Origin of the sequence: Chryseobacterium sp. Leaf405, assembly GCF_001425355.1 — a bacterium.
Lineage (GTDB): Bacteria > Bacteroidota > Bacteroidia > Flavobacteriales > Weeksellaceae > Chryseobacterium.
Genome location: NZ_LMQN01000001.1, coordinates 209431 through 227758, shown reverse-complemented (window position 1 = coordinate 227758; position 18328 = coordinate 209431). Strand labels below are relative to the sequence as shown.

Genomic DNA, 18328 nt, shown 5'->3' with positions numbered 1-18328 from the left:
TTTTACTTCACAATCGATCAAAAATTTAAAAAGATCAAAATGGAAAAAAGAATATTGGGAAAAAAGGGATTGGAAGTCTCTGCCTTGGGATTAGGTTGTATGGGTTTGACCTTCAGTTATGGACCGGCAACCGAAGAAAAGGAAGCTGTTAATTTAATTAGAAATGCGTATGATCTGGGAATCACTTTTTTCGACACGGCTGAAGCATATAGCAAAGGAGGGAATGAAATTTTACTTGGAAAGGCTGTTCATTCATTTAGGGACAAAGTGGTTATTGCAACCAAATTTGGATTTGAAGATGGTGATCCCAGTAAAGGCCTTGACAGCAGTCCGAAAAGAATCAGACAAGTAGTAGAAAACTCCCTAAAATGTTTAAATACAGAGTATATTGATTTGTTATATCAACATCGCGTTGATCCAAATATACCAATTGAAGAAGTCGCCGGAACTGTAAAAGACCTGATATTAGAAGGTAAAGTAAAACATTTTGGTCTTTCAGAAGCTGGTGTAGAAACCATCAAAAAAGCCAATGCTGTACAGGCGGTTACTGCGTTACAGAGTGAGTACTCGATGTTCTTTCGTGATGCTGAGAATGATATCATTCCAACATTGGAAGAGCTTGGTATTGGCTTTGTGCCTTTCAGTCCTTTAGGAAAAGGATTTCTAACCGGAGCCATCAATGATCAAACTCAATTTGATCCCACTGATTTCAGAAATTCCGTCCCTCGTCTCTCACAAGAGAACAGAAAAGCCAACCAGGTTTTGGTCGAATTATTAAAATCTATAGCGGTAGAAAAAGGAGCGAGTCCGGCACAAATTGCTTTGGCTTGGTTGCTGGTACAAAAACCCTTCATCGCACCAATTCCTGGAACCACAAAATTGCAAAGATTGCGGGAAAATATAGGTTCAATTTCTGTTGAACTAAATGATGAAGATTTAGCTAAAATAAGACTTTCCCTGTCTGAAATTAAAATCGTTGGCGAACGGTATCCAGAGCATCTAAGAAATAGAGTCGGCAAATAGAGCAGATTGGATTGAACTTAAAATCATTCCGTAGATAGTACTAGATGTGAAAATTTTTTTCAATGCACATTGTTGTATTTCATAGTGATAGTAAATCAAGCTCCACTGAAGAGGGTTGAGTTGGACATTCAAAAACTTCAATAAGCACATCAGCATTTGAAAGATAAACGTATGATAATTACGAATTTTTGAAATTTATAATCATACCATATCTATTCTTATCTCATTATCAGTAGTCTGTCTCTTTTTTTATAGTAATATGTACCCTTCATAAAAGTGATCACGCTTTACCTTTGTTATGTAATTAATAAAAAAAATATTATGAAATCGAAAAATAATCTAATAGCGTTAGTCATCATTTTTATAACATCAATGGGAAATTTGCAAGCTCAAAACTTGAGAAAGATAACATTTAAAAATAATGATATCACAATGGCAGGCAATCTGTATCTGCCAAAGAATTTTGACGAAAATAAAAAATATGCCACTATTATAAGCGTACATCCAGGAGGGGGTGTTAAAGAACAAACGGCTGGGCTTTACGCACAAAGAATGGCAGAGAAAGGTTATGTTACTTTGGCGTTTGATGCTTCTTATCAGGGAGAAAGCGGTGGTGAACCAAGATTTTTGGATAATCCTTTAAACCGTGTTGGTGATATTTACAGTGCTGTTGATTATCTGACCACTCTTCACTTTGTGGATGTAGATAACATAGGAGCTATTGGGATTTGCGCAGGCAGTGGCGCTGCGGTCAAGGCATCAGTGTCTGAACGCCGTATCAAAGCATTAACGACAATTAGTGCTGTGGATGTAGGTGCGGCAAGTCGTCAAGGATGGGATTGAAAAACTCCTGTTGATTTGATAGCCACTTTGGAAGCGGTTGCTAAACAACGTACTGCAGAAGCAAACGGCGCAGCTCCTAAGTATGCACCGTACGTACCTCAGCTGGGTGACAAATCTGCTCCAAAAGATTTACAGGAAGCTGCAGATTATTATTTAACATCACGTGGACAGCAGCCCACAGCTCCCAATAAATTATTATTTATAGGTCAAACTTACAAACTTACGCAATATTATTTGACGGATTTGGTCAGGCAGATAAATTGCTGACACAGCCTTTATTGCTTATTGCAGGAGACAAGGCGGGTTCACTATGGCATAGTTAGGAACTTTATAAAAAAGCAGCATCGAAAAACAAAGAATTATTTATTGTCAAAGGCGCTACGCATATGGATTTATATGACATTCCGAAGTATGTAGATCAGGCGGTTGAAAAAATGACAGTTTTCTTTGGAACGAATTTAAAATAATGATTAAAGAATAATAAGATGAAAGATAATACAGAAAATACTTATTCAAATGATAATGACCGCCGTAAATTTTTAGCAAAGTCTCTTGTAGCTGGCGCAGGATTGGCATTAAGTCCTTTGTTGTCAGTTGCTGCCAAAGATAGGCCTAGTAATAGTAGTAATGAAATATCTGATCAACCATTATTAAAGGATATAAGTATGATGAAACGTAAACTAGGTAAATTGGAAGTTTCCCAATTAGGTGCAGGATGTATGACCATAAGCGCAAATTATGGCCCACCTGTAGACAAGGCATATGGTATAAAAGTTATTCGGGAGGCTCACGAGCAAGGAGTTGTATTTTTTGATACTGCTGAAGTTTATGGTCCTTTTACTAGTGAAATTCTTGTTGGTGAAGCGCTTCAACCTATTCGAAATCAAGTTGCGATAGCAACAAAATTTGGTTTCGACGGAAAAGATATGCAAACTCTTAACAGTCGTCCAGAACACATCAAAAAAGTGGTTGAAGATTCCTTGAAGCGTTTAAGAACCGATAGGATTGACCTTCTGTATCAACATAGGGTTGACCCAAATGTTCCTATAGAAGAAGTTGCTGGTACGGTCAAAGATTTGATAGGAGCCGGGAAAGTTCTTCACTTTGGAATGTCTGAAGCTACGGCAAAAACCATTCGACGAGCTCATGCTGTGCTACCGGTGAGCGCAATTCAAACTGAATATTCTATCATGAATAGAGATCCCGAAGAAAATGGCGTACTTGATGTGTGTGAAGAATTAGGTATAGGATTCGTGGCTTGGGGACCAGTAGGTCTTGGCTATTTATCTGGGCAAATAGATGCTACTTACAAATTTGAAGAAAATGATGGTCGAGCTGGCTATGATAGATTTCAGCCTGCGGCTCTTCAAGCAAATATGCCTTTTGTAAATCTGCTCAGGGATTTTGCAAGAAGGAAAAATGCAACTCCGTCACAGATTGCCCTATCTTGGTTGTTGGCTCAAAAATCATTTATAGTTCCTATTCCTGGTACAAAAAATTTAAATCATCTTCACGAAAACTTAGGTTCAACAACCGTTAAACTTTCTGTTGAAGATTTGAAAGAAATTCGCAATAGATTGGCAAATATAAATGTAAAAGGTGGTAGGATGTCGCCAAAACTTTTTGCTGATGTAGAGAAAGAATAGACAGAAATTAAATGGTAGTAATAATTGGAAGCGCCCTCAAAATGAGGGCGTTTTTCTATCAGTAAAATGTTTCTTTTTTATTAGTAATCCGTTTCCATCTTTTGTGTCATCGCTTTATAGATTTGTATTATAATTAATAACATTTAAAATAAGGAAATATGTCGAATACTAAAGTTTGGTTAATTACAGGTGCCAGCAGTGGAATAGGATTAGAAATTACTAAAGCCGCACTTGCTGCCGGCAATAAAGTCATTGCGACTGGCAGAAATTCAGAGAAGGTTGCTAAAGAACTGGGAGGATCAACTGATAATTTGTTGGTGGTTAAGATGGATGTGACAAATCCTGAAGAAATAAATACAGCCTTAGATACAGCGATTGAAAAGTTTGGTACTGTTGATGTGCTGGTGAATAATGCGGGTGCTTTTTATGCAGGTTATTTTGAAGAAATAAGTGCAGAGCAGATGCAAAAACAATTTGACATCAATCTATTTGGACCAATGAATGTGACAAGAGCTGTTCTTCCTATTATGAGAAGTAATAAATCCGGGCACATCATTACTGTTTCCTCAACAGCAGGATTGGTAGGTTATGAGCTTTGTACAGCATATGCTGGATCTAAGTTTGCGCTGGAAGGCTGGATGGAATCTTTACAATTAGAAGTGTCGCAATTCGGAATTAATACAACAATCGTAAATCCGGGATTTTTCAGAACCAATTTATTAGAACCATCATCTACCATCTGGAATGAATTAAACATTGCTGATTATGCAGAACGAATCGCAATACTTCGACCAGGATGGCAGGCAATGAGCGGTACGCAAGGAGGTGACCCTGCAAAATTAGCGGCTGGCCTACTTACAATTGCAGAAGAATCAATACCACCAAAGCGCTGGATTGCAGGAGCAGATGCAATTGCAGAAACAGAAAGAAAAATCAACGAATTAGAAGGACAGATTGAAGCCTACAGGCAATTATCTTCTTCATTGGCAATAGAGAATTAAGTAATTATAGTTTTATCAATGAAATTGTACAAAGATATAGCATCATTTAATGAGTATCTGGGGTTACCAAAACCTTTAGACAATGATATCGATATCGGCTATTATGATATTTCTACAATGCGTTTAAAATCAGAACCTGTATCAATTGATTTTTACAGGATTGCAATCAAGAGCAATTTCATTGATAAATCTGTTTCGGTTTATGATCCAGAAACTACCCAACCGGTAACCGCAGTATTTTTTAACAGTCCCGACGTTTCCAATGGGTGGGATATTGAACCTACATTTAATGGGATATATCTGCAATTCTCCAAGCAATTGATTGATAAAAATCGCTTTCTTTTCAAAAACTATTACAACTATGGAGAACACGAGCCTTTGCTTCTGATTGAGAAGGAAGAACAGGAAGTTCGAACTATTTTTGCATTGATGCTGAAATATTATGATTACAAAAAAGATAATTTTACAGTATTGCTTTCTTATGTACACGTGATGGTTTCATTGGTAGAATCATTTTACAGAAGACAGTTTTCTACCAATGTCGTACAGTACAGTCCAATTGTATCTGAGTTTCAGCAACTACTGACAAGTTATTACAATCAGCCAGCCGATCAAATTCCGACGGTTCAATATTTTGCTGATAAAATGGGATTAACTTCAAATTATTTAGGAGACATCATTAAACAAATCACAAATAAAACGGCTATTGAAAATATTCACGATGCTGTTATTGCAAAAGCTAAAGAACTTTTGAAAAACCGTGATGATTTAAATACAACTGAGATTGCTTATTTGCTTGGTTTTGATTATCCGAACTATTTTTCTAAGTTTTTTAAAAAACAGATGATTATCACGCCGAAACAATACAGGATACAGTCTTTGAACGAATGATTTTTATAGAAACGTTCCAGTACTTCGGGACGTTTTTTTCTCGTAATCAGTAGTTTGTTTCTTTTTTACTGGTAGTATTTACCCATTGCCGAACTCCTCAGCTTATAACTTTGTATGCTGTATAAAAGAAAAGGATGAAAGAATTAACGCAAGAAAAAGAAAGTGTAAGATGGGGTGGTGTTTGGGCAATGTCTTTATGTGCAATGGTATTGGTGGCATCAGAATTTTTGCCTGTTAGTCTTTTAACTCCAATTGCATCCGACCTACAAATTACGGAAGGGTATGCGGGACAAACCATTGCTATTTCGGGCCTTTTTGCGCTTGTTACAAGTCTGTTTCTGACTTCACTCATTGGCAACATTGACAGACGCAGGGTATTGCTTTTTTTTACCTTTATTACACTTTTGTCTGGAATAATTGTCGCTGCCGCTCCCAATGCAGGTTTGATGATGATAGGTAGAGCACTTCTAGGTATCTGTATCGGTGGGTTTTGGTCAATGTCAACCGCCACATCAATGCGTTTGGTACCAGAACAATCAGTACCAAAAGCTATCGCATTGTTAAATGGAGGGGTTGCTTTATCTTCTACCGTCGCTGCACCCCTGGGTAGTTATCTTGGTGGTGTAATAGGATGGAGAGGTGCATTTATTTGTATTGTCCCAATTGCGGTGATAGCCTTAATCTGGCAACGGATAAGTCTTCCAAAATTGCCTGCCGCTACCAGTATTAGAGATAAAAAGCCTATTTTAAATGTGATGAAATTATTGACCAAACCAGTCATTGCCTTTGGAATGATTTCTGTCATGTTGCTTTTTGTAGGTCAATTTTCAGTTTTTACTTATCTCCGACCTTTTCTTGAAACAGTAACAAAAGTTAGTACGGAAATGCTTTCAATGATTTTATTGACTTTAGGAGTTGCAGGATTGGTAGGTACATTTTTGATTGAACACTTTATGAAGGAGAGAATGTACGTCACTTTAATCGTAATGCCGATTTTAATGATGCTAACTGTAATTTTACTGTTGTTATTTGGCTCATCAGTTATCGCAATTTTTATTTTAATACCGGTTTGGGGCTTGATCAGTACCGCTGCACCAACAGCCTGGTGGATCTGGCTGAGTAAAACCTTACCGGATGAAGCAGAAGCGGGTGGAGGATTGATGGTTGCCATTATGCAGCTTTCGGTCACATTAGGGGCAGGAGTTGGAGGTCTTATTTTTGATCATAGTGGGTTTGAAAAAACATTTCTTTTCAGTGCCTTCATTTTAATGGCTGCTGCTATCATTGCTTTTCTAACCTGGCGCCAATCGACTTTCATTGCCAAAATATATAAGTAAAATCAAAACGAATATCAACAAATAAAACCTTTTAATTATGGATCATAAAGAAGATGGGGGAAATTCCAGAAGAAAATTTATTAAGCAAAGTGCATTATTAGGCACAGGGTTAATGTTGCCTATTAGCACCTTCGCCATTGGTACAAATAAAAATGGAAACCACAACTCAGGTAAAAATATTTTGTCCAAAGGTTATGCAGCAAGGGATAGTTCAGGAAAATTAAGTCCGTGGACCTTTGAACGCAGAGCTGTGGGTGACAATGATATCCTAATTGATATCAAATTCTCAAGCATCTGTCATACCGATATTCACCAACTTTCAGGACACTGGGGACCGCAGCCATTTCCACAAGTTCCTGGTCATGAAATGGCGGGAATTGTTGCATCAGTTGGCAAAAACGTTACCAAATTTAAGATTGGTGACCGTGCAGGTGTAGGCTGCATGGTTGATAGCTGTATGACCTGTGAAAGTTGTACGCATGGCGAGGAACAATACTGTGACAAGCATGAGGTACTCTGGACTTACGGTGCTGCAGATAAAACGGCGCCTACAGGAATAACACAGGGAGGATATGCTAATAATATTGTAGTAAAGGAACATTTTGCCATCAAAATCCCGGACTCTATTAGACTTCAGGATGCCGCTCCATTACTCTGTGCAGGGATTACGAGTTACTCGCCGTTAGTCGATAATAAGATGCAAAAAGGACAGAAAGTAGGTATTGCAGGGATAGGCGGATTAGGACATTTGGCCATTAAGCTTGCAAAAGCAAGAGGTTGTGAAGTCTATGCATTTACGACATCTCCTGCGAAAGTTCAAGACATTCTCAATTTTGGGGCTAAAGAAGTGATTGTGGTTGACAATTTGGGAAAACTTAAGCCGTACGAAAAAATGCTTGATTGCATGATTTCCACAATTCCTTATGATTTTAACGTGGGTGCGTATTCATCTGTTGTAAAGCCTTATGGAGAATTTATCCAGTTGGGAGTTGCCAGAAATGGGGACTATACTTTAAATGCTTTTGCATTTAATACCAACAGAGTAAAATTCAGCGCAGGTCTTATTGGTTCAATAGCACTGACTCAGCAACTCGTTGACTATTGTGCAATAAACAAAATATATCCTCAGATACAGATGATCAATGCACCTGAAATCAATAACGCATGGGTTAAAATCCTCAATAAGGAAGCGAGATACAGATTTGTAATTGATGCTGCTACCTTTTAAAATAAAAACAACGTTCAAATCGGCATGTATTAATAACTTATTATGAAATATTTCAATATTATTTTGTTCGTTTTCATCGGTTTTTCCGCGCAGGCACAATATGCTTTGATAAAACTTTGGGAAACCAATCCTATTGCTTTTCCTGAATCGGTAATTTCCACAACGGATATACTTTATGTTTCGTTGCTGGACCATTATCCATTGCGTGAAAAGGGGAAGGGAAAGATTGCAAAGATTGGGCTGGATGGAAAAATAATCGATGCAAACTGGATTACAGGATTAGACACGCCAGAAGGAATGGGGATCTGGAAAGGAAAATTATATGTAGCCGATATCAACCGAATTTTAGTAATTGATATACAGAAGGGGAAACTTGATCACAGTATTTCTGTTTCCGGTTCAAGTTCTTTAAATGACCTGGTTATCGATCATGAGGGATTTATATATACCTCAGACATCGACTTAGGTATTGTCTATAGAATTATAAATGAAGAATCATCCGTTTACATAAAGGATTTGCCAGGGGTAAATGGTTTGCAGATTGTCGGAAATCATCTTTACATGGTCACTGACACCGATATATTCAAATTGGATACTGACAAAAAATTAACCTCATTAGCAAAATTTCATTCCGGTGCAGACGGACTGGCTTCATTGGGTAATGACAGTTTTTTAGCTACGGTTTATAACGGACATATTTATCATCTAGACAAAAACGGCAAAATGGAATTGATCTTAAATACTGAAGCACAGAAAATAGGTTCCGCAGATCTTATTTTTGATTCAAAAAAGAGAATTGTATATGTTCCGACACTTTATGGCAATTCTATTATTGCCTATCAGCTCAAATAAATTATTTTAATTGATATGGAAACCAAACAAATAAAGGCATACGGCACAACATCAAGTACTCATGCTTTAAGGGAGATGATGATCGAACGTAGAAATGTGCAGGCTCACGATGTAGAATTTGAAATTTTGTACCGCGGTATCTGCCATTAGGATCTGCATGCTGTGCACAATGATTGGGGAGGCACAACCTATCCCATAGTTCCCGGTCACGAAACGATTGGAAAAGTTACCGATATAGGCAATCACGTCAAAGATTTTAATTGGGAGAGCTTGTAGGAGTTGGCTGCATTGTGAATATTGTGAAGATGACAAGCAACAATTTTGTGATGAAGGAATGACGTTATTATTCGACGCTGATGATAAAATACTTGGCGGAAAAACATTTGATGGGTTCTCTAAAACTTATGTCTGCAATGAAAATTATGTGTTACACATTCCGGCATTTTACAGATACACAGCAGATGGTTATAGGCGATGGTGGAAAGATCATCGAACTTGAAATCGTAGATATACATGGAAAAGCCCTTTTCGATGTGCTGTTTGATGTAATTATTAATAATTGCATAGGACTTTCCCGAACCTGGAGTACCCAGCACGATGGTCGCACGGAATGGATTGACGATATTGATCCATCCGTCATGTTGTTTCCCTTGATACCAGAATTTGGTGGGAAGGTTAACAGAGTACTCATTCTCCATGAGTTTGACTTCCTGCATGAAGCTTTCATTTTCGATATTGAAAACATCATCCATCAGGTTGTCTTTCAGTAGCCGGCTCATCCAGAGCCCTGCGACCATTAGCGCAATCCATCCTAAGCTCAGGGTAAGAATGTAGAAGAAAGCAGCTGGTTCAACGGGGAGCTTTAAGAATGGGGTATTGAAAAAAAACAGGACAAAGCCGATGGCTAAAACGGTACAAATTTTATTCCATGTGATTTTTTCATTTTTAACGCCTTTGGTTCCCAGACAGCTCAATGCCAACAGGATAACTGCAAATACTTTGGTGTATAAAGTATGGGAAAATAGGCCTACCGTTTTTTGAAAGTTCCACAAAATGGTATTGATCAATGGCAACGTCCAGTGCCGTTCCAGAAAAAAGCTGTAGCAATACCAGTAAAAATGGATGAGTACCAAAAGGATACTCACAGCACGCATAAATCCCATGATTTTTGCCAGCCCTCTTAAATCATCTTCTCCCTGCATTTTAAGTATTTTAAATGTTTAGGGGAGGAAAGTAGATGCTGACTTTTAAAATTATTATGACTTGGCAGTCAATGGCCGTGGAAGGCTATCGATGGCTGCCATTATTGCTAACACAAGTCGGAATGCCGGATTACTATGTAGGCATTAAAACAGCCTACCTTCAATAGTTAATATTTAGTAGATTTTTTGATTAATGCTTATAACTGCCTGTGTAAAAATTTCATTTAATAAGTTATTTATAAATATTTAATAAAGCATTTTAATTAAAAATATATCAACAAATAATGATTTATTGTATTTTGTGTTAATAAATTTAATATATTTGATTTTCAATCTATTAATACTATGAAAAAAACACAACTTTATTTTTTGATCGCATTATCTTGTAGTACAATCGGTTTTTCCCAAGTAGGTATTAACACAAATACTCCCGCAGTTACCTTTGACATTAACGCTAAAAATCCTACAGGTACCACTACGAATGTTGATGGACTCTTAGTCCCAAGAGTGGACAGGCAAAGGGCTCAGAGCATGACCACCATTGCTACCTCGACACTAATTTATGTCAGTACTGTTGCTACAGGAACGCAAACTGGAACTGCTGTAAATATCGATGCTGTAGGATATTATTATTATAATGGTAGTATCTGGGTTAAACTTCATAATCCAAATAATACCGGCATTCAGAATATTTACACTACTGACGGAACGCTCACAGGAAACAGGACTGTTACTCAAGGCGCAAATACTTTGGGATTTACAGGAAGCGTTGTTAATGCATTCTCTGTCGACGGTAGTACATTTTCCGTTGACGCAGCCAACAGGAGAATTGGAGTAGGGACTACAGCTCCAACTAATACGCTCCACATCACATCCACCGCTGACCCTTTGCGTTTACAGGGAACCACCGCAGGAAATCCTAATACAGACAGACCTGTGGTGATAGATGCCAATGGGGTCGTAAAAACGATCAACACACTGAATGTTTTGGGGATTCCGAGTCCTGCTGTTTTCAGGTTAGCTACTGCACAGTCTAACTTTTTAAATGGTATTGGAGCGGGGGGCACCCAGGTAGTTCCGATGGCGGTGATTAAAAATGCAATTGATGGATTGACTTATAATGCGACAACCAGCACGATTACTTTCCCACCTGGAACCTATCAGATGACTTTTGTATATGAAGCGACCCACGACAATACAGGATGCAGCATCAGCTCTTATCTTGTTGATTTTCCTTTAAATTCCGGCACCCAGAGAATTCATAGTACCGCGTCCCACAATCAAGGAGGTTTATCAAACCATGGGGGTACCATTACTTATACTACCTTAATTCCATCCACAAGAACATGGCAAATCGCATTAGGAAGAGGACAGTCGGGTAACTGCAGTGGTACAGGAATGACCCTGGCGGCGATTTCATCCCAATTGTTGGTATTTAGAGTTGGAGATTAATCCTTGATTGATCTATTAAAACACAAAAACAGCATATATTCTTTAGTACATTCATGTTGCCGTCTCATTTTATATGAGGCGGTTTTTTTGCATATGATTATTTACTAATGTCATTTAAACCGAAAAAGTAAGTGCTTTTTGAGTGATTCTGAATTTTGGGGAGTGATTAAGAAGAAGGAGTTGCCAGATTTGCCCGAATTGTAAGTCTATAAATTATCAATTAAATAAATACAACTAAAGATGATTCTTTATCGTTAATGAAAGTTCTTCCAGATCAAATGGCTTTTTAACAAAACCGTTTGCTGCAATGGGATGGGATTTATCAAGTTGCAAATGTGCTGACATTATAATGATCGGTATATTCGACAGTTGAGAATCAGCTTTTAATTCATTACACAAATCCAGACCATTACCATCCGGCAGCATGACATCCAATAAAATAATGTTAGGGAGATTGCTATGCAACATGGCACGAAACGTTTTAACGTTTTCAAAAACACTTATATTAAATCCTTCATCTTCCAGGTAACACTTCAATATATAGCGAATATCTTCGTTGTCCTCAACTATAAAAAGTTTTGTTCCACCATTCTTGTCCATTAGTACTTTTGGTCATTCAGTATTATTTACATTCTTTTTTACAAATTCCACAAGAATTCTGCCAATTGACCAGTATTTTCGAGGGAATCAATGGAATTTATAAAATCATGGACGTCCTAACTTCACCAGTTTAATCTTTTCCATCAATTTTTTATTGTGAGCATAGAATGTTCCAGTGTTTTCAGAATTTTTAGAATGAGCATGTTAAAATATTCGCTTTCGATAATCCGTAGGCGACATTCCTACCTTTCGGCGAAAGAAACGGGCAAAATAATTTGGATAGTCAAACCCTAAGCTGTATGAAACCTCACTAACTGACACGCTTTGGTCAATAAGCTTTTTCTTAGCCAATTCTATTATATAATCCTGAATATGCTCCAAGGGAGATAATCCGGTCAAGCGCTTAATGAGGTCTCCGAAGTAATTTGCCGAAAGATTTGATTTGTGGGCAAAGTAGGCGATTGATGGTAATCCTGTCACATTTTCACTTTCGAAGTACTCTTTAACTTGGAATTTAAAATTTGCGATAACGCTAGAATAGGCATTACTGCGATTTTCAAATTGTCGGTCATAGAATGCCTGTGTGTAAGTACAGATTAGCGAAATATAACCGAGAATTATTTCATTTGAGAACTTCTCCTTTTTAAATTCATCGAATGTTTTTCGATATAGATCCCACACAATTTCCGCTTCCTCTTTTCTAAGAAACAAGGCTTCATCCAAGCTGCTGTAATACAAAAAACTTAAATTTTTCCCTATTTTGTTGATGTAGTTATTAGTTAGCATAATCATATAGCCAAGTGCCGGCTGGTCATTATCCCAACTTAAAGTATCTTCCGGTGAATTGATAACGATGAATGTATCAGCCTGGTCATCCCAAATTTCCTTTCGGATCATATTCTTATGGAGGACATGTTTGATGCTCAACATATAAAAATCTACAGTCACTGCATCTGAGGACAACATTTGTTCGTGCTCATCTGCAAAATAGATCATATGAAAATCGTCAGCTTTTGCCTCTGAGACATTTATATAGCTGGAAAATCCTGACAGGTTAAATACTTTTTTACCCATTTTAATGTAAATAAGCAAATTTACAAATCAGTTATCACTTAATAATAATCTCCGGGATAAATTTTGCGCCTTAAAACATGATCTGGCAAAATTGTTTATACATACTGGCGCTTTTTGGGATTCAGTAAAATGTATCTGTTATAGAGTAAATCGTCTACAAGTAGTGTTACCAATCTAACTAACTTTGTACAAATGAAACAGTTCACAATTTTAATAGTATGTTCAATACTCCTCTTGAGTTGTGGAGCATCAAAGAAAATAGCTGGGATTAAGAATGACAGTAAAACAAAATCAATAGAAATAATGAAAAACAAAATAAGTTTTAAACGTGACGGGCTAACTCTTGTAGGTAACTTGTTTACTCCCGAAAATTTTGACGATAAACTGCAATACCAAGCCATTATTGTTGAAGGATCACTAACTTCGGTTAAAGAACAAATGCCTGAAACCTATGCTCAGAAATTTGCTAACGAGGGCTTTATCGTACTTGCTTTTGACTATAGTCATTATGGCGAAAGTGAAGGAAAACCACGCCAATTGGAATCCCCTGAAAGTAAGCTAAAAGATTTGGAAGCGGCGGTTTCTTATCTGATAAGTCTCAACTATGTAAAATCTGTGGGCATGGTTGGTGTGTGTACATCCGCTGGAAATGCAGCCTATCTGGCGGCTTCTGATCCCCGAATCAAGGCCACGGCAACTGTTGCGGGTTATTTACCCGATCCGGCGCTATTAGAAAACCTGTTTGGAAAGGAGAAGGTAGAAAGCAGACGTGAAGCAGCAGCCATTGCCAAAAGCAAATTTGAAAAGACAGGAGAGGAATCCATTGTAACAGCCTACAGCGAAACAGATACAACCGCTGCCAACTTTTCACCAACGGTGGGTGCATATGATTATTACCTGAACAAAGAACGTGGCGGTGTTCCCCAATGGAAAAATCAACTTACACATATGTCCTGGGAAACCTTTCAGGACTTTGACCCTATTAATAAAGCGTCACTGATTACAGTTCCAACAATGGTCGTACATTCGGATGGATGTGCATTCCCTGACCAGGCTAAAAAGTTCTACTCCAATTTAAAAGGTGAAAAAGAGCTGGTGTGGGGTGATGGTACACATTTCAATTATTATGATAATCCCAAACAAGTTGATTATGCCGTTGAAAATGTTACCCGCTTTTTTAAAGGGAATTTGTAAGATTGACTAAAATTGCTTGGCAATATTTGAATATATGACATTTAATGTTTCAGGGCATAGAGCTAGTCCGCTTTGCTAAGGCGCTATGTCCTGTAATAAAGAATTCTGCTGGTGTAATGGCGGCTAATCCAGATGGAAGAGGTTTCAATGCAAAATTCGATAATTTTTTAGTTAACCATGTGCCCGACCAACGCAGATTGAATTGGTTAAAAGAGAATAACTAAAGCCCTATAATGTAAAAAATGTTCAGACAAAAATTAGTCTGAGCATTTCTTTATTTAATTTTCACGCAGCGATCGTTGAGGCAAAATAATTTGTTCCTTATAAGGATGAACTGGGGTATTCAATATATCCATAATGCAACAAAGAGTTTTTTCATGTAGATTCCAAAGTATATATTATATTTTTTTCTTGTGTACAAATGTATCAGACCTTCCGACTTTTGTATAGCAACCCAATGTCATCGCTGATCTAATTTTGTCTTATTAAATAATCGTAAAAATAATAAGACTATGAATAAAACAATTTTAATCACAGGCGCATCTTCAGGTTTTGGATTGATGCTGGCAAATGACCTTCACAAAAAAGGATTCAAAGTAATCGGAACAAGCAGAGAACCTGAAAAACACCAAAGCAAAGTAAAGTTCAAATTGTTACAGTTAGATATTGATGATGATGCTTCTATCAATTCATTATCAGAAAAATTATCCCAAGAAACCAGCAAATTGGATGTCCTGGTTAACAATGCCGGTTTTATGGTGACAGGTTTAGCCGAAGAAACACCAATAGATGTTGCGAGACAACAATTTGAAACTAATTTCTGGGGAACTATTAAAGTAACTAATGCAATCTTGCCAATTTTCAGAAAACAAAAATCTGGTCAGATTATCACAGTGAGCTCTATCGTTGGTTTAATCGGACCACCCAACTTATCATTCTATGCAGCATCAAAGCACGCTGTAGAAGGCTATTTCAAAGCATTGAGATATGAGCTAAACCAATTTAATATTAAAGTAAGTGTTGTAGAGCCCGTTTGGTTCAAAACTAATTTAGGAAACAATGCAGTAGTATCAAAAGGAAATGCTATTGCTGACTATAACAAATTGAGAGTAAAAGCTGATGCTGCAACACAGAAAGGTTTGAACGAGGCTGAGTCGCCAGAAGCAGTGGTCAATAGCATTACAAAATTGATCAACACGAAAGAACCAAAATTCAGCAATCCTGTTGGCAAAATGTCTGGAATGATTGCCTTCCTACAAAGTTTCGCACCTGGAATGCTAGAAAGCACAATGCTGAAAGGGTTGAAATAATCACTTGTAAAATTAGAAAAAATGAATATCACAAATAAAACAGTACTTGTTACAGGCGGTGGATCCGGTATCGGTTATGCAATCGCAGAAAATCTAATTAGCAAAGGAAACAAAGTAATCATTGTAGGCAGAACGGAAAGCAAATTAAAAACAGCAGCCGACTCACTTAAAGATGTTACAGCTATCCGTTGTGATTTGACTAACGAAAATGATGTACAGAATTTGGTGGATACACTTACCTCTGAATATCCAGAACTAAGTGTGCTTATCAACAACGCGGGCCTAGTAGCAGATACAAAAAATGGTACAGCAACCGATTTTGACAGAGCTACCGAAGAATTTGCTACAAATTACTTCTCAGTAATAAGATTGATTGAAAAGTTGTTGCCTTTGCTGAAATCACAAGAGGAAGCAGCCATTGTTAATGTATCTTCTATTTCGGCGTATTCTCCTCACCATTTGATAGCGACGTATTGTGATAGCAAAGCCGCTTTGCATTCTTATACCAAATCACTCCGTTTTATCTTGGAAAAAGATACCCATGTGAAGGTATTCGACTTACTACCTCCAATGGTGAATACTGATATGACAAAAGATTTTGGAGGAGAAGCAGGTCTTGCGCCAAGCCAAGTTGCAAAAGAACTGATGACAGCAATGGAAAATGACGAATATGAAATCCACGTTGCACAAACTGCCGACTTTGTAAAATTATATTTGTCATCACCTACAGAGGCCTTTCAAATGATGAACGGTTCTCATTAATTCATCAACAAAATTTTATAAATCTATAAAATGAAAAAATTACAATTAGTGGTAATACTTTTTATAGCTACCGTTTCAAGTACCAATACTTTTGCCCAAACAGCGCAAAAGAGCACAATCCGTGTTGAAAAAGTATCCCCAGAAATCAGAAAAATACATTTTGCAAATGCACCTAGCAATGTCATAGTTCCTGAAACGATTACCGATCTTAATGAAGCGATAAAAACCTTAGGCAAAGATCCAGATGTGAAAGTAGTCGTTTTTCAAAGTGATGTAAAAGGTTATTTCTTCAACCATTTTGACCTGATACAAATGGCAAATTTTGCAGGTCTGGTAACTGCTGACGGCAAACCAATGTTTGTAGATCTACTGACTAATATTACCAATGCACCTTTCATCACTATTGCATCGATCAAAGGACGTACACAAGGAGGAGGCGATGAACTAACGATGGCTTTTGACCTGCGATATGCAAGTAAAGAATTAGCTATTTTCGAACAGCCTGAAGTTGGTGTCGGATTGTTTCCTGGTGGCGGTGGAACCAATTTTCTTCCAAGATTAATTGGTAGAGACAGAGCTTTGGAGGTTTTTGCAAGTGCTGATGATTACGATGCTACAATAGCCGAGAAATATGGCTGGGTTACCAGAACATTACCAAATGCTGAGTTGGATGGCTTTGTAGATAAATTGGCGAATCGTTTAGCGAGATTCGATAAAACCGCTCTAGTTTCCGTAAAGCAACAACTTAATTTGGTAGCGGCTCCTACGGAAGCTGAGCGTTTAGCTTCTTATACAGAATTTCTTAAATCATTATCGTGGCCTGGTCTACAATTGAGAATGCCTGTTTTTGGAGCGATGTATGGTAAAGTCGGCGTGGAAAAAGTAGAGCAAAATATGGGTTTCTACGTTGGCGAAGGTAACAAAGAAGTTCAGCAAAAACAGCAAAAAAAATAATTAACAATACTGAGTAACGGTGTGAGAATACAATTACACCGCTGCTTTTAATAAATAAAAAAATAATGGAACAGTTTAATTTAGAAACAGTAAGGAAAATAATTGAAGTAAATCACGAAGCATACAATGAAAATTTTGCGAAAGGTGATGCTTCCCAGTTTGCAAAACATTATACTTCAGATGCAAGTATATTCCCGACCAACTTCCCAAAGATGACAGGTAGCGATGCCATTAATGCATTTTTTGACGGTGCCTATAAAATGGGTATCAGGAATATCAAATTAACTTCAGTTGAAGTGATGGGAGGCCCTGAGTTGGTTGTTGAATCTGGAAATGTAGAACTTTTTATGGAGAATGCTATTTCAGTTTACAAAGGTAAATTTGTGATCATCTGGAAACAGGAAAATGATGAATGGAAAATGTTTAGAGACATTTGGAATATCAATACTCCTGCTTAATCTTAAAATCATTTGCAATGACAAACAATAAAATTATTACAAACGTAGAGTTCTCAGTCAATTCTGAATTGATAGAGATAGTAGTTTCAGAAGCCATTAAAACAAAAGACTTGATTCTATTGGAAGAGGGTACAGAAATTTTTAAATTAACAAGGAAAAAAGATGACGCTAATACCCTTGTAATATTTGCAGTATACACGTCTAAAGAATTGTATGAATGGCATCTTGAACAGGTGTATGTAAAAAGCTTCTTCAGTTTTTTACAGGATAAACTTTTGGCTGCTCCCAGAGCTACCTATCTTGAAGAGATCTAATTTTAGAAGAACAATATGCACGTAGGTCACCGATATTCATTACTTCAGGTCTTACGATGGACCAGACACAATATTATCAAATCCCTTTTTGTTGGTCTGGTTCCCGTTTTGCGCTATGAGGCTCTTGATTGGAAATGATTTTTATTTTTCTTCTGCCATTTTTCATGCCTGGCGGTTTTGATAAATT

19 protein-coding genes and 1 pseudogene are annotated in these 18328 nt (G+C 37.4%); 17 read left to right on the top strand and 3 right to left on the bottom strand.

Features of this window, described 5'->3' with window-relative positions; translation table 11 throughout:
* Positions 1-39 precede the first annotated feature (39 nt).
* From ASG22_RS01080 to ASG22_RS21600, 10 genes are all read left to right on the top strand, one after another.
* Positions 40-1023, top strand: coding sequence for an aldo/keto reductase (locus ASG22_RS01080; protein WP_055979237.1), 984 nt, complete (start codon positions 40-42; stop codon positions 1021-1023).
* A gap of 321 nt (positions 1024-1344) precedes the next feature.
* Positions 1345-1866, top strand: coding sequence for an alpha/beta hydrolase (locus ASG22_RS21190; RefSeq protein ID WP_202966687.1), 522 nt, complete (start codon positions 1345-1347; stop codon positions 1864-1866).
* A 15-nt stretch (positions 1867-1881) separates the two neighbouring features.
* The gene (locus ASG22_RS21185; protein ID WP_202966686.1) at positions 1882-2133 is read left to right on the top strand and encodes a hypothetical protein; all 252 of its coding nucleotides are present in this window, start codon (positions 1882-1884) and stop codon (positions 2131-2133) included.
* A gap of 218 nt (positions 2134-2351) precedes the next feature.
* Positions 2352-3512 carry an aldo/keto reductase gene (locus ASG22_RS01070; RefSeq protein ID WP_185113775.1) on the top strand — a complete coding sequence of 387 codons (1161 nt, stop codon included), beginning with the start codon at positions 2352-2354 and terminating at the stop codon, positions 3510-3512.
* 158 nt (positions 3513-3670) lie between these two features.
* Entirely contained in the window at positions 3671-4513 is an 843-nt protein-coding gene (locus ASG22_RS01065; protein ID WP_055979234.1) for an SDR family NAD(P)-dependent oxidoreductase, read from the top strand.
* Between the two features lie 18 nt (positions 4514-4531).
* On the top strand, positions 4532-5404 hold the full coding sequence (locus ASG22_RS01060) for a helix-turn-helix domain-containing protein (RefSeq protein ID WP_055979232.1): 873 nt from the start codon (positions 4532-4534) through the stop codon (positions 5402-5404).
* Positions 5405-5538: 134 nt separating this feature from the next.
* Positions 5539-6741 carry an MFS transporter gene (locus ASG22_RS01055; protein WP_055979228.1) on the top strand — a complete coding sequence of 401 codons (1203 nt, stop codon included), beginning with the start codon at positions 5539-5541 and terminating at the stop codon, positions 6739-6741.
* 37 nt (positions 6742-6778) lie between these two features.
* Positions 6779-7969, top strand: coding sequence for an NAD(P)-dependent alcohol dehydrogenase (locus ASG22_RS01050; protein ID WP_055979225.1), 1191 nt, complete (start codon positions 6779-6781; stop codon positions 7967-7969).
* 42 nt (positions 7970-8011) lie between these two features.
* Positions 8012-8821: a hypothetical protein gene (locus ASG22_RS01045; RefSeq protein WP_055979222.1), complete on the top strand. Its 810-nt coding sequence runs from the start codon at positions 8012-8014 to the stop codon at positions 8819-8821.
* Between the two features lie 162 nt (positions 8822-8983).
* Positions 8984-9097, top strand: coding sequence for an alcohol dehydrogenase catalytic domain-containing protein (locus ASG22_RS21600; protein ID WP_157844695.1), 114 nt, complete (start codon positions 8984-8986; stop codon positions 9095-9097).
* A 179-nt stretch (positions 9098-9276) separates the two neighbouring features.
* Here ASG22_RS21600 and ASG22_RS01040 read toward each other — a convergent pair.
* Positions 9277-10023, bottom strand: a pseudogene (locus ASG22_RS01040) (YWFCY domain-containing protein); the annotation flags it as partial.
* 345 nt (positions 10024-10368) lie between these two features.
* Between ASG22_RS01040 and ASG22_RS01035 the strand changes: the two are divergent.
* Positions 10369-11475, top strand: coding sequence for a hypothetical protein (locus tag ASG22_RS01035; protein ID WP_055979219.1), 1107 nt, complete (start codon positions 10369-10371; stop codon positions 11473-11475).
* Positions 11476-11709: 234 nt separating this feature from the next.
* On the opposite strand, the gene ASG22_RS01030 is transcribed toward ASG22_RS01035, so the two are convergent.
* Positions 11710-12075, bottom strand: coding sequence for a response regulator transcription factor (locus ASG22_RS01030; RefSeq protein ID WP_055979216.1), 366 nt, complete (start codon positions 12073-12075; stop codon positions 11710-11712).
* Positions 12076-12279: 204 nt separating this feature from the next.
* The gene (locus ASG22_RS01025) at positions 12280-13149 is read right to left on the bottom strand and encodes a helix-turn-helix domain-containing protein (protein WP_055979214.1); all 870 of its coding nucleotides are present in this window, start codon (positions 13147-13149) and stop codon (positions 12280-12282) included.
* 192 nt (positions 13150-13341) lie between these two features.
* Between ASG22_RS01025 and ASG22_RS01020 the strand changes: the two genes are divergently transcribed.
* The 6 genes from ASG22_RS01020 (at position 13342) to ASG22_RS00990 (ending at position 18141) form a co-directional block, all read left to right on the top strand.
* Complete coding sequence (locus ASG22_RS01020; RefSeq protein WP_202966685.1) at positions 13342-14343, top strand: alpha/beta hydrolase; 1002 nt, start codon at positions 13342-13344, stop codon at positions 14341-14343.
* 512 nt (positions 14344-14855) lie between these two features.
* Entirely contained in the window at positions 14856-15653 is a 798-nt protein-coding gene (locus ASG22_RS01010) for an SDR family NAD(P)-dependent oxidoreductase (protein ID WP_055979207.1), read from the top strand.
* A gap of 21 nt (positions 15654-15674) precedes the next feature.
* On the top strand, positions 15675-16415 hold the full coding sequence (locus ASG22_RS01005) for an SDR family oxidoreductase (protein WP_055979204.1): 741 nt from the start codon (positions 15675-15677) through the stop codon (positions 16413-16415).
* A 30-nt stretch (positions 16416-16445) separates the two neighbouring features.
* Positions 16446-17369, top strand: coding sequence for an enoyl-CoA hydratase/isomerase family protein (locus ASG22_RS01000; protein WP_082504887.1), 924 nt, complete (start codon positions 16446-16448; stop codon positions 17367-17369).
* Between the two features lie 65 nt (positions 17370-17434).
* Entirely contained in the window at positions 17435-17827 is a 393-nt protein-coding gene (locus ASG22_RS00995) for a YybH family protein (RefSeq protein WP_055979201.1), read from the top strand.
* Between the two features lie 17 nt (positions 17828-17844).
* Positions 17845-18141 carry a putative quinol monooxygenase gene (locus tag ASG22_RS00990; RefSeq protein WP_055979198.1) on the top strand — a complete coding sequence of 99 codons (297 nt, stop codon included), beginning with the start codon at positions 17845-17847 and terminating at the stop codon, positions 18139-18141.
* Positions 18142-18328 lie beyond the last annotated feature (187 nt).